Source organism: Amycolatopsis sp. NPDC058986 (assembly GCF_042741125.1).
Taxonomy (GTDB): domain Bacteria; phylum Actinomycetota; class Actinomycetes; order Mycobacteriales; family Pseudonocardiaceae; genus Amycolatopsis.
Genome location: NZ_JBHYJW010000063.1, coordinates 1 through 14,303, shown reverse-complemented (window position 1 = coordinate 14,303; position 14,303 = coordinate 1). Strand labels below are relative to the sequence as shown.

Below are 14,303 nucleotides of genomic sequence, written 5' to 3'. Positions count from 1 at the left end.
CCGGACCAGACAAAGTGTCCAAACTAGACACATGAAATAGTCTTCAAAAGTCCATAGCCCTGACGAGACTTGTACGGGCGTAACACTTTTATTTACGCTTTCTCTACGTCTCGACGTGGTCCCACGGCCTGAGCGGCAACTTACGCTCAGGCCGTGCCGTCACCCACCGCAGTGCTCAAGCGCCTCGTCGTCGGGCTGCCCTTCCGCAGCGACCGGCTGGGCGAGACGCTCCTGCCCAAGCGGCTGGCGCTGCCGGTCTTCGCCAGCGACCCGCTCTCCTCGGTCGCCTACGCCACCCAGGAGATCCTGCTGATCCTGGCGCTGGGCGGGCTGGCGTTCCTGCACCTCGCGCCGTGGGTGGCGGCGGCGATCGTCGTCCTGCTGGCCGTCGTCGTGCTGTCCTACCGGCAGGTCGTGCAGGCCTACCCGAGCGGAGGCGGCTCGTACGAGGTGGCCTCCCGCAACCTCGGCCGGTCGGCAGGGCTGGTGGTCGCCGGCGCGTTGCTGGTCGACTACATCATGACGGTCGCGGTCTCCGTCGCGGCAGGGGTCGACAACATCATCTCCGCGGTGCCCGGGCTCAACCCGTACCGGGTGCTGATCAACCTCGGGTTCGTCGCCTTCCTGACCGCGATGAACCTGCGCGGGGTGCGGGAATCCGGGCGCGCGTTCGCGGTGCCGACCTACGCGTTCGTCGCCGGCGTCGCGGTCATGATCGTGCTCGGCCTCGGCCGCGCGATCGCCGGGCACGCGCCGGTCGCGGAGAGTGCCGGATACCAGATCCGTCCCGAGCAGGTCGGTCTCACCGGCTTCGCCGTCGCGTTCCTGATGCTGCGTGCGTTCGCCTCCGGCTGCACCGCGCTGACCGGTGCCGAGGCGATCTCGAATGGTGTACCCGCGTTCCGGAAACCCAAGGGACGCAACGCCGCGAAGACGATGACCGCGATGGGCGTCATCGCGATCGCGATGTTCGGCGGGATCACCGTGCTCGCGATGATCGCGAACGTGCGGATCGCGGAGAACGCCTGTGACCTCACCGGATTCCGCGGCGACTGCGCGAACACCCCGCAGCGCACGGTGATCGCGCAGATCGCCGCGGCGGTGTTCGGCGGCGACGACACCGTGCTCTTCTACTACATGCAGGCCGCGACGGCGCTGATCCTGATCCTCGCCGCGAACACCGCGTTCAACGGCTTTCCGTTGCTGGGCTCGATTCTGGCCCAGGACCGCTATCTGCCGCGCCAGCTGCACACCCGCGGCGACCGGCTGACGTTCTCCAACGGCATCCTGCTGCTCGCGCTCGTCGCCGGGCTGCTCATCTACGTCTACGACGGCGTTGTCAGCAAGCTCATCCAGCTGTACATCCTCGGGGTGTTCACGTCGTTCACGTTGTGCCAGGCGGGAATGGTGCGGCACTGGAACCGCAAGCTCGCCGAAGCGACGTCGCGGGGTGAGCGGCATCGATTCCGCCTCGCGCGGGCGATCAACGCGTTCGGTGCGGTACTCACCGGTCTGGTGCTCGTTGTCGTGCTGCTGACCAAGTTCCAGCACGGTGCGTATCTGGTCGTCATCGCGATTCCGGTGCTGTACGTGCTGATGCGGGCCGTGCGCAGGCACTACGACCGGGTCCGTGACGAACTGCTGCCCGACGACGAGAGCGCGATCCTCCCCAGCCGCGTGCGAGCCATCGTGCTGGTGTCCACTTTGCACAAACCCACCCAGCGGGCGGTCGCGTTCGCCCGCGCGTCCCGGCCGGACGAGCTGACCGCGATCACCGTCAACGTCGACGACCAGGCCACCCGCGCGCTGCAACGCGAGTGGGAGAAGCGGGACATGGGCGTCGGCCTGAAGGTGATCGAGTCGCCGTTCCGGGAGATCACCCGGCCACTGCTGGGATACGTCAAGAACATCCGCCGGTCCAGCCCTCGCGACGTGGTGTGCGTCTACATCCCCGAATACGTCGTGGGGCACTGGTGGGAGAACCTGCTGCACAACCAGAGTGCCTTGCGGCTCAAGGGAAGGCTGTTGTTCATGCCCGGCGTGATGGTGGTCAGCGTGCCGTGGCAGCTCCACTCGACGAACCGGCGCGCACCGCGCCGGACCGAGTTCAGCCCCGGCGATGTGCGCCGGGGGATCACGACGCCGGGGAAATCGGTGCCGAAACCCTGATCAGCGCGTGCCGATCCGGTCGAGGTCGGCGAGGACGTCCTCGGGCAGCACCATATCCGCGGCGGCGAGGTTCTCCCGCAGGTGCGCCACCGAGGACGTTCCCGGGATGAGCAGCGTCGTCGGCGAGCGCTGGAGCAGCCAGGCGAGCGCGACCTGCGTGGGCGTCGCCTCGACACGGCGGGCGCAGTCGTCGAGCACGCCGGACCGCAACGGGCTGAACCCGCCGAGCGGGAAGTACGGGACGAACGCGATGCCCTCGGCCGCGCATTTGCCGACCATCGTGTCGGCGCCGCGGTTGGCCAGGTTGTACTCGTTCTGGACACACACCACCGGTGCGATCGAGCGCGCCTCGTCGAGCTGCTCGGCCGTGACGTGACTGACGCCGAGGTGCCGGATCAGCCCCTGCCGCCGCAGCTCGGCGAGCACACCGAACGGCTCCGCGAGCGATCCCGGCACCGGGTACTCGGCGTTTTCTCCTGCCAGCCGCAGATTCACCACGTCGAGCGTGTCGACGCCGAGGTGGCGGAGGTTGTCGTGCACGGCCGAGGTCAGCTCGTCCGCCGACAGCGCGGGCGACCATCCCTTGTCCGGCGTCCGCCGCGCGCCGACCTTCGTGACGATGCGCAGGCCCTCGGGATACGGGTGCAGCGCTTCGCGGATCAGGGTGTTCACGGTGTGCGGGCCGTAGAAGTCACTCGTGTCGAGGTGGTTCACGCCGCGTTCGACGGCCTCGCGCAGCACGGCCACGGCGGCATCCTGGTCGCGGGGCGGGCCCCACACGCCGGGACCCGCCAGCTGCATCGCGCCGTATCCCATCCGGTGCACGGTCAGCTCGCCGCCGAGGTCGAAGGTACCGCCGAGGGTGGCGTTCGTGGCCATGCCCGTTCCTCCAGTGTGTCCGTCGGTCGAACACCCTAACCGTCAGCCACACAAGCCTTTGGCCGTCAGCACCCGGGTGAGTGACTCCCGCACCCGCGACTCGGGCAGCTCGCCGGTCCCGACGGCTTGGGACAGCCGGTCCAGGACCTGGTCCACGTGTCCGCCCGAGGACCACAGGGCCTCGTCCGCACCCGCCCGCAAAGCCTTCAACACCGCTTCGGGCAACGGGAACTGCTCGGTGATCGCCTTCATCGCGCCGAGGTCGTCCGTCACCACCGGCCCGGTGAAGCCGAATTCCCCGCGCAGCAGCTGATAGGCCGGTGCCGACAGCGACGCGGGCAGGCCGGCGGTCAGGTCGGGGACGTCGAGGTGCCCGACCATCACCCCGATCGGCCCGTACTCGGTGATCCGCTGGTAGGGAACCAGATCTACCCGGCGCAGCTCGGGCAGCGGCGGCGTGTGGACGAGCCCGGTGTGCGAATCACCCGACGCGTGCCCGTGCCCGGGGAAGTGTTTCAGTACCGGAAACACCCCGGCGTCGCGCAGGCCCGCGGCGAACGCGCGCACGTACAGCCGCGCGCGCTCGGGGTCGCCGCTGAACGAGCGATCGCCGATGGCCTGGTCGGCGGGTTGGTCGGTGATGTCGGCGTCCGGCGCGTAGTCGACGGTGACGCCGCGGGCCCGCAGCTGCTTGCCCCGCAGCGCGGCCACTTCCCGCACCTGCTCGGGCGACCTGGTCGCCGCCAGCTCCCGCGCGCTCGGGATGCGGCCGTCGAGCGTGTCGATGCGCTGGACCCGGCCGCCCTCCTCGTCGACCGCGACCGACACGGGCACCTTCGCGGCCTTCTGGACGGCGTCGAGCGCCTGATGGGTGAGAAGCTCGGTCGCGTCACCCGCGATGAAGATTCCGCCGAGCTGGTGATCCTGGACGAGCTTGACCGTCGACGCCGGATCGCTGCCCGGCACCCCCACGACGACGAGCTGGGCGAGCTGGGCGCGAAGATCCAGCTTGGCGATGACGGGACCGCAGTCGGGAACCCGGGCCAACCGGGCGTCCGGCTGAGGTGCCGCAGCGCCTTCGACATCCCGGGAATGGGTCGCCGCCACGACCAGGCTCGCCGCGGCCACCACCACCGCCACCCCGGCCACCAGCCGGTACCCCGTTTTCCGTCGCATCAACCCTTCTCATCCGCCGGGGACGTCGTCTCCCCGACGGTAGCCGACGCGGCGGGCACTGCGGGTCGTCACCCAACCGGGGGAAGAGTCGAACTCAGGAGCCGGTCTTGGCGGCGGGCTTGGACCCGTTCTGGCCCGACCCGTTCTTGCCCTGCTCGGCGGAGGCACTGTTGCCGTTCTGCGTGGGCTCGTCGCCGCCGACCAGTTTCGACGCCTGCGGGATGACGGATTCCTCCGGCAACGGCTTCAGCTGGCCCTCGCTGCGGCCCAGGATCTCGTCCGCCATGGCCAGGCTCTTGCGGGCCTGCTCGCGGATCTCGGCCAGCCGCTCGACCTTCCGCTGCGCCGCGGTGGTCCGCTGCGCGGCCGTGGTGGTCGCCTCGTCCAGCCGGCGCTTCGCCTCGGCGGTGGCCTCGTCGACGAGCCGCTTGGCCTCCGCGGTCGCCTCGGCGATCCGCCGCTCGGCCTGCTGCTTGCTCGCGGTGCGCTGGTCGGCGACGTGCTTCTCCAGCGTGGCCCGCTGCGCGGCCATCGACGCCTCGAACTCGCGCTCGATCTTGCGGCGCTTCCGCTCGGCCTCGGTGTCCAGCAGCTCCCGCCGCTGCGCCGCCTCGACCGTCAGCCGCTGGGTTTCCGCGCGCGTCTCGGCCAGTGCCGCCTCGTGCTCGGAGTGCAGCGCCTCGGCCTGCTTGTCCAATTCGGCCATCAGGTTCGTGTAGCGGTCACGCAGCTTCTGCGAAGCATCGCTCGACGACGCCCAGTGTTTCTCGGCGGCCACCTGGGCACGCTTGGTGATCTCGTCGGCACGCGCCTGCGCGAGCGTGACCGTCCGCTGCATCCGCTCGTCGAGATCTTCCAACCGCTCCGGGGGTTTCTTCAGTTCCTCGACCCGCGCCTGGAGCTTCTGGATCTCCTGGCGCGCGGTCTCGAGTTCGCGGGACACGGTCGCCAGCTGGTTCGACGAGGCGTCGCGCTCGTTCAGCAGCCGACGCAGCTGGCCCTCGACGTGATCGAGGTACTGCCGCACCTCGTTGCGGTCGAAACCGTGCCACGCCTGGGTGTACTCGCGCCGCAGGGGAAGGAGGCCAGGGAGGCTGTTGTCTCGCTCGGGAACCATGTGCCCGACCGTACCCGCGTACACCGTGTCGTCGGCGTCAGGCTTGGTGATTCACCGGTGTGTCTTCACCCGGCCCTGACAAATGATCCCCGAACGGCCGCCGCCCGGAAGCGGAGAGTCACCAGTGGAATCCGCGGCTGAGCCTGGCCAGTGCCATCGCCGCCTTCGACAGGTGTTTCTCGCCACGTCCGATCTTGAGCCCGCCGGAGCCACCCGCGGCCGCGGAGTCCGGGAAGATCCGGAAGCCCTGGTACGCGACGGCGTCGGTGAGTCCCGGCGTGAGCGTGTACGCGAGCCCGATTGCCTGGCCGGCGGGCGTTCCGATGTGCTTCGGGCGCTCGACCAGCGCCTTCATCACCATGTCCGCGGCCTGCTCCGGCGACTTCGTCGGGAAGGCGTCGTAGATCTTCGTCGGCCGGATCATCGGCGTGCGCACGAGTGGCATGTGGATGGTGGTGAACGTGATCCCGTCGCCGTGGGTCTCGGTCGCGGCGATCCGCGAGAAGTAGTCCAAAGCGGCCTTCGACGCCGCGTACGCCGAGAACCGCGGCGCGATGCCCTGCACACCGATCGACGACACGTTCACGATGTGCCCGAACTTCCGCTCCGACATGTGCGGCAGCACCGCGAGGATCAGCCGCACCGCGCCGAAGTAGTTGATCGCCATCGCGCGCTCGTAGTCGTGCATGCGGTCGTACGAGAGCTTGATGGAGCGGCGGATCGAGCGGCCCGCGTTGTTCACCAGCATGTCGATCCGGCCGTGCTCGGCCAGCATCGCGTCGACGGCCTTGTGCACCGACTCCTCGTCGGTCAGGTCCGCCGGATACACCGACGCCGTGCCGCCCGCGGCGAGGATCTCGTCGCGGACCTCTTCGAGTTCGTGCTGCCGCCGCGCGACCAGCAGCGGGACGCCGCCCGCCGCGGCGACCTTCAGCGCCGTCGCGCGCCCGATGCCCGAGGACGCGCCGGTGATGATCACGCGGCGGCCGTCCAGCTCGCCGCGCGGGCCGTGCTTGCGGGCCCGGAACGGGTCGAGGTGCTCGCGCCAGTACCGCCACAACGTCGCCGCGTAGTCCTCCAGCCGGGGGACCTCGACGCCGGAGCCCGCGAGTGCCTTGCGGGTCGAGGCGGACGAGAACACCGACGCGAACGCGACGTTGTCCAGCAGCACCGGCGGGATGCCGAGGCGTTCGAGGACGGCGTCCCGCGCGATCGTGAACCCGGGGATGTGCTCGGACAGCTTCGCCAGCCCGACGATGCCCTTGGACAGTTTGTCGTTCAGCTGCACCGAAATCGTCGGCGCGCCTGCCGCCTTCGCGAAGGCGTTGTATACCGACACCACCGGCTGTGGCTCCGGGTTGACCAGGTGGAACGCGCGCCCGTCGAGCCCGTCGGTGGTCACCAGCTCCAGCAGCGCCTTCGCGACGTAGTCGACCGGGACGATGTTCGAATCACCGAGATCCGGGCCGGCCAGCGGCAGATCCGGCAGTCCGGTGAGCCTGCTGATCGCGGGGAAGAGGTAGTAGGGACCGTCGATCTTGTCCATTTCGCCGGTCTCGGAATGCCCGACGACGATGGCCGGCCGGTACACGCGCCACGGCACTTCCTGCTGTTCGCGGACCAGCTTCTCGGCCTCGAACTTCGTGCGGTGGTAAGGGGTCAGGAGCCGCTGGCCGACGTCGAACATGTCCTCGGTGAACACGCCGTCGTGGTCACCGGCGACCGCGACCGACGAAACGTGGTGCAGGCAGCCGGCGTTCAGGTCGGCGGTGAGGTCGACGACGTGTTTCGTACCGTCCACATTGGCCTTGATGCTGGCCTCGTCGTCGGCGGTGATGTCGTAAAGAGCGGCGAGGTGCACGACGTGATCGACCTGCCCGCGCAGCCGCTCACGGTCCTCTTCGGACACTCCGAGCAGTGGTTCGGCGAGGTCGCCGGTGACCAGCGTGACGCGGTCCGCGTGCGGCCACTGGTCGACGAGCGCGGCGAGCTTGTCCCGTGAGGACGCCCGCACCACGAGCGCGACGCTGTCCGCGCCGTTCGTGCCGGGGCGGGAAAGCAGCAGGCGGGTGAAGTGGCGGCCGATCAGCCCGGTCGCGCCGGTAATCAAGAACGTCGCCATCGAAGTCACCTCTCGCCGTTGCCCGTCCACGGGCATTGTGCTGTATCCGGTGGCCGGAGACCTATATTACCCGTGGGTAACTTAGCTCACGCCGGATCGGCGATGGCGACGCGGTTCTCCTCGTAGCCCTGCGGCCCGCCGACCCAGCGGCCACCACAGGTCACCAGCACCACGCGATGCGGGCCGGACGGGCCGAACAGCTCGTCGGCGCGTTGCGGCAGATCGTTCTTGTGCACGGTGACGAGCTGGGAGATCTTGTAGCGCCACGTCTTCCCGCGCACGTCGACGACGGTGATCGCGCCGCCGATCTTCTCGTCCCACAGCTCCGCGAACGGGCCGGTCGCGCCGCGCCAGTTGACGTGCCCGGCGAACACGCTCGCCCCGCCGGCCGCGGTGAGGTCGGCACCCCACCACGTCGCCTCCCCGATGTTGTCCGGGATCGGCAGCTCCGCGTTCGGGCCGAGGTTCCTGCGCACCATCGTGGCGGTGCCGCCGCCGGGCAGCCGGATCGTGCCCGGCCGCTGCGGCGGTGGCGGGGACGGTGGTTGCGCGGCGGGCGACGCCGGAGCCGACGAAGACGTCGCCGGTGGCGGCGGCGACGTGCTCGGCGCGGAAGGCACCGCGGGAGAGCCTTTCGCGGCGGATACGGCGGCGGGGGCCGCTTCCGCGGTCCCCGCCACCATCGTCGTGGGCGGCCGGACGATCGCCGCGGCCACGAGCTCGACCGCGAGCACGCTCACGGCACCCAGCACGAAGCCGGTGGCCAGCCGACGACCAGTCACGAGCACCAACCTATCGCCGCGAGGACCGCCGCCGGGCCGCGACGCCGACCAGAGCCGAACCCAGCAGCGCGAGCGCGCCGAGACCGATCAAGCCTGGCGTCGAGTACTGCGTTTCGACGACGCCCTGCGCCATCGCGGTCGGCTTGTCGCCCGCCGGGATCGCGTGCGGGACCTCGTTGGGCACGTTGACCACGGACAGCGCGAGCGTCTCGCCCGGTTTCACCGAACCGCACTCGGACGGTGGATTGGCCGGGTCGAAGGCGTTCGTGTATCCCGGCGGTGCGCTCACCTCGACGACGCAGATGTCTTGCGGCGCCTGGATTTTCTCGACCGTCGCGACACCGGAGCCGTCGGTGGTGACCACGACGGGCTTGCCGTCGGGGCCGTTGAGCGGCTTGCCGTCCTGCCCGATCGCCGCCGCGGCCTTGTCCTTGCCGGTGATCCGCAGCTGCGCGCCCGCGATGCCCTTGCCGGTCTTCTTGTCCGTCTTGGTGACCTTGACCTGGGCCGGCTTCGCGATGTTCACCGCGCCCTGGACCTTCAGTTCCTTCTCGCCGCCGGTGGAGACGACGTTCTGGGTCGCCAGGCCGCTGCCCTGGGTCACCGGGAACTGCACGTACGGCCGGTCGGCGGGCGCGGACAGCGAACCGGCCAGCTGCGGGTGTTCGCCGGTCGGGGTCAGTTTGACGTTGATCGTCCCGTCCTGGCCGGTCAGCACCGTGACGTCCTTGGCGGCGGCCTGCGGGCTCGCGTTCCCGGTCTTGTCCTGCTCGGTCCCGGTCGCCTGGTCGCCGGTGTCCACCGAGGCGTCGGTGGCCGTGAGCTTCACCGGGACGTTCGGGATACCGGTGCCCTTGGCGTTCTTGACCGTGATCGTCCAAGGCGCCGGAGTGCCGATGTGCTGCTCGGTCGTGGGCGCGGCGATCTTCGCCGTCCACGGGCCGTGGTTGGCCTCGGCCTCCTTGGTCAGCTTGTCGACCGCTTCGACCGCGTCCTGGTGGTTGTTGGTCTTGTCCCCCAGCGTCGTCAGGTGCCAGTCGGCGTCGTAGCCGATCTTTTCCGGGGGCAGATTCGGGTTGAGGTCGTCCTTGCCCGGCCGGGGCGCGGAGGTCCACGAGTGCAGCAGGTGGGCGAGCGCGGCGGCCTCGGCGTTGTTCTTGGTGTCGCCGTAGCGCAGCAGCAGGTACGAGATGTTGGCGGCCTTGTCCGCGGGCAGGGCCTGGCCCCATTTGTCGCGGAGTTCGTCGCCGGGCTTGTACTTCTCGTTGCTGTCCGGTGCCTTGAGCTGGAAGCTCACGCAGAACACCTGCTTGCCGCCGACGATGTACGAGCCGAGCCAGTTGAAGTCGTGCCCTCCGTGCATGGCCTGGCCAGGTGTGATCTTGTAACCCACACCTTGCTGTGCGTCGGCGGATGCGGTGGGGGCGAAAGCTACGGACAGTGCGCCGAGGAGGCAGGTCGCGACCAGACCGGTGACCGCCTTTGGGCGTAGGGACCACCCCATGGTGTGTTGACTCCTTGCCATGTGTCCGCTTCGGCGCCCATACGCCGGAGGGCCCACACGATCGTCCAATGAGCGGCACGCCTTCGGTGAGGATCCGAACACGCGTGGTGAGACTCGACCCTGACGGCTGTCTTTGTCTAGGGGCCATCGGGGGACGGTCGATGAACGGTCGTGATCTGCCTCGCATACGGTGAAGCCCGCCGCTGGTGAACCGTCGAGTAAAGTCAGCTTTACTCAGTCGGGAACTGGCAGGCCGGAGTGGTCGTTGAACCCGATACAGGTGCCAGCAGATCCAGGAGGATCAGGTGCGTTCCAGTAGCAACCCGGCGTTCCGCAACCTGCCGCGTGGCGGAACCATGACCGGTGAGTACGGGCCCAACGTGGGCTTCAACCCTGCCCAGGGCTACCCCCAGGCCCAGGGTGGCGTACCCGGCTACGGCCCCGGGTATACGCCGACCGGCTCGGCCGACCGGCCGATGACCGTCGACGACGTCGTCATCAAGACCGGACTGAGCCTGGCCGTCGCGCTCGTGGCCGGTGTGCTCACCGCGCTGTGGGCACAGAGCCAGCTCGTCGTCACCGCCTCGGGGCGGGTCGCGCTTCCGGGCATCGTGCTCGGCGTCGCGATCGGCGCGCTGATCGTCGGTTTCGTCATCTCGCTGGTGATGATCTTCCGTGGCAAGCCGAGCGGTGTGATGACGCTGCTCTACTCGGGTGTCGAGGGTGTGTTCCTCGGCGCGCTGAGCGGTGTCTTCGAAGCGATCTACCCCGGTATCGCCCTGCAGGCGATCATCGGGACCGCGGGCGTGTTCATCGCGATGCTGGTCGTCTACAAGACCGGTGCGGTGAAGGTCACTCCCAAGCTGACCAAGTGGATCATCGGCGCCGTCGCGGGCGCCGCGATCCTGATGCTGGTCAACCTCATCACCGCGATGTTCTTCGGCTTCAACCCGCTGCGTGACGGCGGCCCGATCGCGATCATCTTCAGCCTCGTCGTCATCGGCATCGCCGCGTTCAGCTTCCTGCTCGACTTCGACCAGGCCGACCGGATGATCCGCGAAGGCATGCCGTCGAAGTGGGCCTGGTACGCCGCCTTCGGCCTGATGACCACGCTGGTGTGGCTGTACCTGGAGATCCTGCGGCTGCTGTCCTACCTACGCGACTAGCCGCTTTTCCTCGGTTCGACCGGAGGTCGCCCCGCGAGATTTCGCGGGGCGGCCTCCGGTTTTTCGGGGCTGGACGGCGTTTTCCGGGGCCTCGCGTGTGCGGGCGGGGTGTGCCGAGGGACGCCCTTGGTGCGTTGGGTGCGACGGGGGCGTCCCTCGGTGCGGTGAGCGCACCGAAGGCGTCCCTGGGATCGCGGCGACGGCGTCGGCGTCGGCTTTGCTCCGTTCGTCGCACTCTGTGGGACGGGCTGTGTCGGCCCGATCACCAGCCCTAACCTGAGTCTCCCGATCAGCCCGATCTGCCGTGGAGTGCCAGGTGGCGACAACCGAATCCCCTGCCGGTGCCAAGAAGTTCCTCGACTTCCCGACGTCGTGCGCCGCCCCGTCGCCGAAGCCGGAGGAGCCGGTCCGGGTGATCCCGCTCGCGGTCGCGGGCGTGCTCGCGACCGGGCTCACCGCGTACGTCTGGGCAAGCCAGGGCGCGAAGTTCGGGGTGCTGCTGATTCTCGGGCTGTTGCTCGGGCTCGCGTTGTTCCATTCGCGCTTCGGGTTCACCTCCGCGTGGCGTCAGCTGATCGCCGTCGGCAACGGGCAGGGGCTGCGTGCCCACGCGCTCCTCCTCGGCACGGCGGCGACGCTCATCGCGCTGATCGCCGGCACCGGATCCGGGCTGTTCGGCAGCAAACCGGCGCCGACGGCGGGCGCGCTCGGGCTGTCGCTCTTCGTGGGCGCGACGATCTTCGCGATCGGCATGCAGCTCGGCGGCGCGTGCGCGTCCGGCACGTTGTTCGCGGTCGGGTCGGGACAGTCGACGATCGTGCTGACGCTCGGCGGGTTCATCGCCGGATCGGTGCTCTACACCTGGGCGTACCCGGTGCTGTCCGGCTGGCCGGAGTTCAAGGGCGTCCTGCTCGCCGACCACGTCGGCTGGTTCGGCTCGTGGGTGATCACGGTCGCGGTGCTCGCGGTGATCGTGCTGGGCACCAGGGCCGTGCAGAAACGGCGCACGCCGCCGCCGACCGGCGCGGTGCCGACCGCGCGTGGCTTCGCCAGGGTGTTCCGGGGTTCGTGGCCGATGCTCGCCGGCGCGCTCGTGCTCGGGGTCCTGGCCGCCGCGGTGTTCCTGGTCTCCGGCGGGATCTGGGGTGTCACCAGCGCGTTCAGCCTGTGGGGCGCGAAGATCCTCCAGGTGTTCGGGCTGCATCCGGAGCACTGGGAGTTCTGGCGGCTCAAGGCGAACGCGACGTCACTGAACGCGACCATCTGGAAGGACAAGACCAGCCTCACCGACATCGGGATCATGATCGGCGCCGGGGTCGCGGCCGCGGCGGCGGGCGCGTGGAAGATCCACAGCTCGATCCCGTGGCGGACGGCGCTGGCCGCGGTGCTCGGCGGGATCCTGATGGGGGTCGGCGCGCGGATGGCGGGCGGCTGCAACATCGGCGCGTACCTCGGCGGGATCTCGGTCGGCAGCCTGCACGGCTGGCTGTGGGGCGTTTTCGCGCTGGGCGGCACCTGGATCGGCATCCGGCTGCGGCCGCTGTTCGGGCTGGCGAATCCCGTCCCGTCCGACAGCGTCTGCTGAATTCGTCGCGGAAAGCGAGCGCGACAGCACACGGCGTGTGTTCGCGCAAGGGATTTCTTGCCGCGAGCGAAACTGGTTGGCAAAAGCAAGTTCCCATCGACTACCCTCGGTTGCGGAAGCAGGGGGATTCCGGGCGTATGCCGGATTTGCGCCTTCGCACTCGCCGAATAATGGGGACGGTTCTTTCCGTATGAGTTCGCAAGCTGGCCCGGCCGCGCCCGCCGCCGAGGACAAACTCGACCGCGACGTACTGAAGGTCGCGGTGGTGGTCGTCGCGGGCGCCATCATGGCGATCCTTGACGTCACGGTCGTCAACGTCGCGATGCAGAAGCTGATGATTCAGTTCAGCACGTCGTTCGACACCATCCAGTGGATCGCCACCGGCTACATGCTCGCGCTGGCGACGGTCATCCCGATCACCGGCTGGGCGGCCGACCGCTTCGGCACCAAACGGCTCTACCTGCTGGCGATCGCGTTCTTCCTGATCGGGTCGATGCTGGCCGGGCTGGCGTGGAACGTCGAGTCGCTGATCATCTTCCGGGTGGTGCAGGGCTTCGGCGGCGGCATGCTGATGCCCGCCGGGATGACGATGCTGACGCGCGCCGCCGGCCCGCAGCGGATCGGCCGCGTGATGTCCGTGATCAGCGTGCCGATGCTGCTCGGCCCGGTCTGCGGGCCGATCCTCGGAGGCTGGCTGGTCGACGCGGTGAGCTGGCGCTGGATCTTCTACATCAACGTGCCGATCGGCGCGGTCGCCATCCTGCTCTCGCTGAAACTGCTGCCCAAGGACTCGCCGGAACCCTCGCAGCGCTTCGACTTCCCCGGCCTGCTCATGGTTTCGCCGGGTCTCGCCGCGTTGATCTTCGGCGTTTCGCGCATCCCGGAGGCGGGCGGCGTCACCAACGTCGCGGTGTGGCTGCCCGGCCTCGCCGGCCTGGTCCTGCTGGTCGCGTTCGCGCTGCGCTCGATGCGGATCGCCAACCCGCTGCTCGACATGGGATTGTTCCGCAACAAGGCGTTCTCGATGTCGATGCTGACGATGGCGGTGTTCTTCATCGGCATGATGGGCTCGATGCTCTTGCTGCCGACCTACCTGCAGGTGGTGCGCGGCGAGTCGGCGCTGCAGTCCGGGCTGCTGATCGCGCCGCAGGCGCTCGGCGTCATGATCACGATGCCGCGGGCGGGCAAGCTCGCCGACAAGATGGGCCCGCGCAAGCTCGTGCTGCCCGGCGTGGCCGTGATGGTGCTCGGCATGGTCCCGTTCACGATGGTCACCGCGACCACTTCGTTCTTGGTGCTACTGCCCGCGCTGTTCGTGGTCGGGCTCGGCATGGGCCTCACGATGGTGCCGGTGATGTCGGCCGCGCTGCAGCAGCTGGAACTCAAGGACATGGCGAAGGCGTCCACCGCGACCAACATCCTTCAGCAGACCGCGGGCGCCGTCGGCTCCGCGGTGATGTCGATCATCCTGGCCGCGTTGCTGGCTGGGAAGTTCGGCGTGCCGACCAGCCAGGGTCAGGTCGCCGCCACCATCGCGACGCAGAACCCGGCCACGCACGACGCGGCGGCGTCGATGGCCTCCGACGCCTTCGCGACCACCTTCGTGTGGGCGCTGGTGCTGATGGCGGCGAGCATCGTCCCGGCGTTCTTCCTGCCGCGCAAGGCCCCGGCCGCGCCGTCCGCCCCCGCCGGCTCCGGTGCCGGCGAAGAGGCAGCCCCACCGGTCGTCGTCCACTAGCGACAAATGCCGTAAGGCCACCTTACGGGCGTCGGACGCCCGTAAGGTGGCCTTACGGCATTACC

At 69.2% G+C, this 14,303-nt stretch carries 10 protein-coding genes; 4 read left to right on the top strand and 6 right to left on the bottom strand.

The window, feature by feature from the left end:
• Positions 1–153 precede the first annotated feature (153 nt).
• Complete coding sequence (locus ACFW0G_RS37455) at positions 154–2,169, top strand: APC family permease (protein ID WP_378330244.1); 2,016 nt, start codon at positions 154–156, stop codon at positions 2,167–2,169.
• Here the strand turns inward: ACFW0G_RS37455 and ACFW0G_RS37450 are convergent, their stop codons facing one another.
• The 6 genes from ACFW0G_RS37450 to ACFW0G_RS37425 form a co-directional block, all read right to left on the bottom strand.
• Entirely contained in the window at positions 2,170–3,048 is an 879-nt protein-coding gene (locus ACFW0G_RS37450) for an oxidoreductase (RefSeq protein WP_378330243.1), read from the bottom strand. It lies immediately after the preceding gene.
• Positions 3,049–3,090: 42 nt separating this feature from the next.
• Positions 3,091–4,224 carry a glycoside hydrolase family 3 N-terminal domain-containing protein gene (locus ACFW0G_RS37445; protein WP_378330242.1) on the bottom strand — a complete coding sequence of 378 codons (1,134 nt, stop codon included), beginning with the start codon at positions 4,222–4,224 and terminating at the stop codon, positions 3,091–3,093.
• 94 nt (positions 4,225–4,318) lie between these two features.
• Complete coding sequence (locus ACFW0G_RS37440) at positions 4,319–5,341, bottom strand: cell division protein DivIVA (protein WP_378330241.1); 1,023 nt, start codon at positions 5,339–5,341, stop codon at positions 4,319–4,321.
• 118 nt (positions 5,342–5,459) lie between these two features.
• Entirely contained in the window at positions 5,460–7,463 is a 2,004-nt protein-coding gene (locus ACFW0G_RS37435) for an SDR family oxidoreductase (RefSeq protein WP_378330240.1), read from the bottom strand.
• An 86-nt stretch (positions 7,464–7,549) separates the two neighbouring features.
• Positions 7,550–8,254, bottom strand: a complete 705-nt coding sequence (locus ACFW0G_RS37430) for a class F sortase (RefSeq protein WP_378330239.1) — start codon at positions 8,252–8,254, stop codon at positions 7,550–7,552.
• Between the two features lies 1 nt (position 8,255).
• Entirely contained in the window at positions 8,256–9,749 is a 1,494-nt protein-coding gene (locus ACFW0G_RS37425; RefSeq protein WP_378330238.1) for a SpaA isopeptide-forming pilin-related protein, read from the bottom strand.
• A 305-nt stretch (positions 9,750–10,054) separates the two neighbouring features.
• Here ACFW0G_RS37425 and ACFW0G_RS37420 point away from each other — a divergent pair, with 305 nt between their 5' ends.
• From ACFW0G_RS37420 to ACFW0G_RS37410, 3 genes are all read left to right on the top strand, one after another.
• On the top strand, positions 10,055–10,915 hold the full coding sequence (locus tag ACFW0G_RS37420) for a Bax inhibitor-1/YccA family protein (RefSeq protein ID WP_378330237.1): 861 nt from the start codon (positions 10,055–10,057) through the stop codon (positions 10,913–10,915).
• 316 nt (positions 10,916–11,231) lie between these two features.
• Positions 11,232–12,500, top strand: coding sequence for a YeeE/YedE family protein (locus ACFW0G_RS37415; RefSeq protein WP_378330236.1), 1,269 nt, complete (start codon positions 11,232–11,234; stop codon positions 12,498–12,500).
• A gap of 190 nt (positions 12,501–12,690) precedes the next feature.
• A complete protein-coding gene (locus ACFW0G_RS37410) occupies positions 12,691–14,238 on the top strand; it encodes a DHA2 family efflux MFS transporter permease subunit (protein WP_378330235.1) in 1,548 nt (515 codons plus the stop codon).
• Positions 14,239–14,303: the final 65 nt, after the last annotated feature.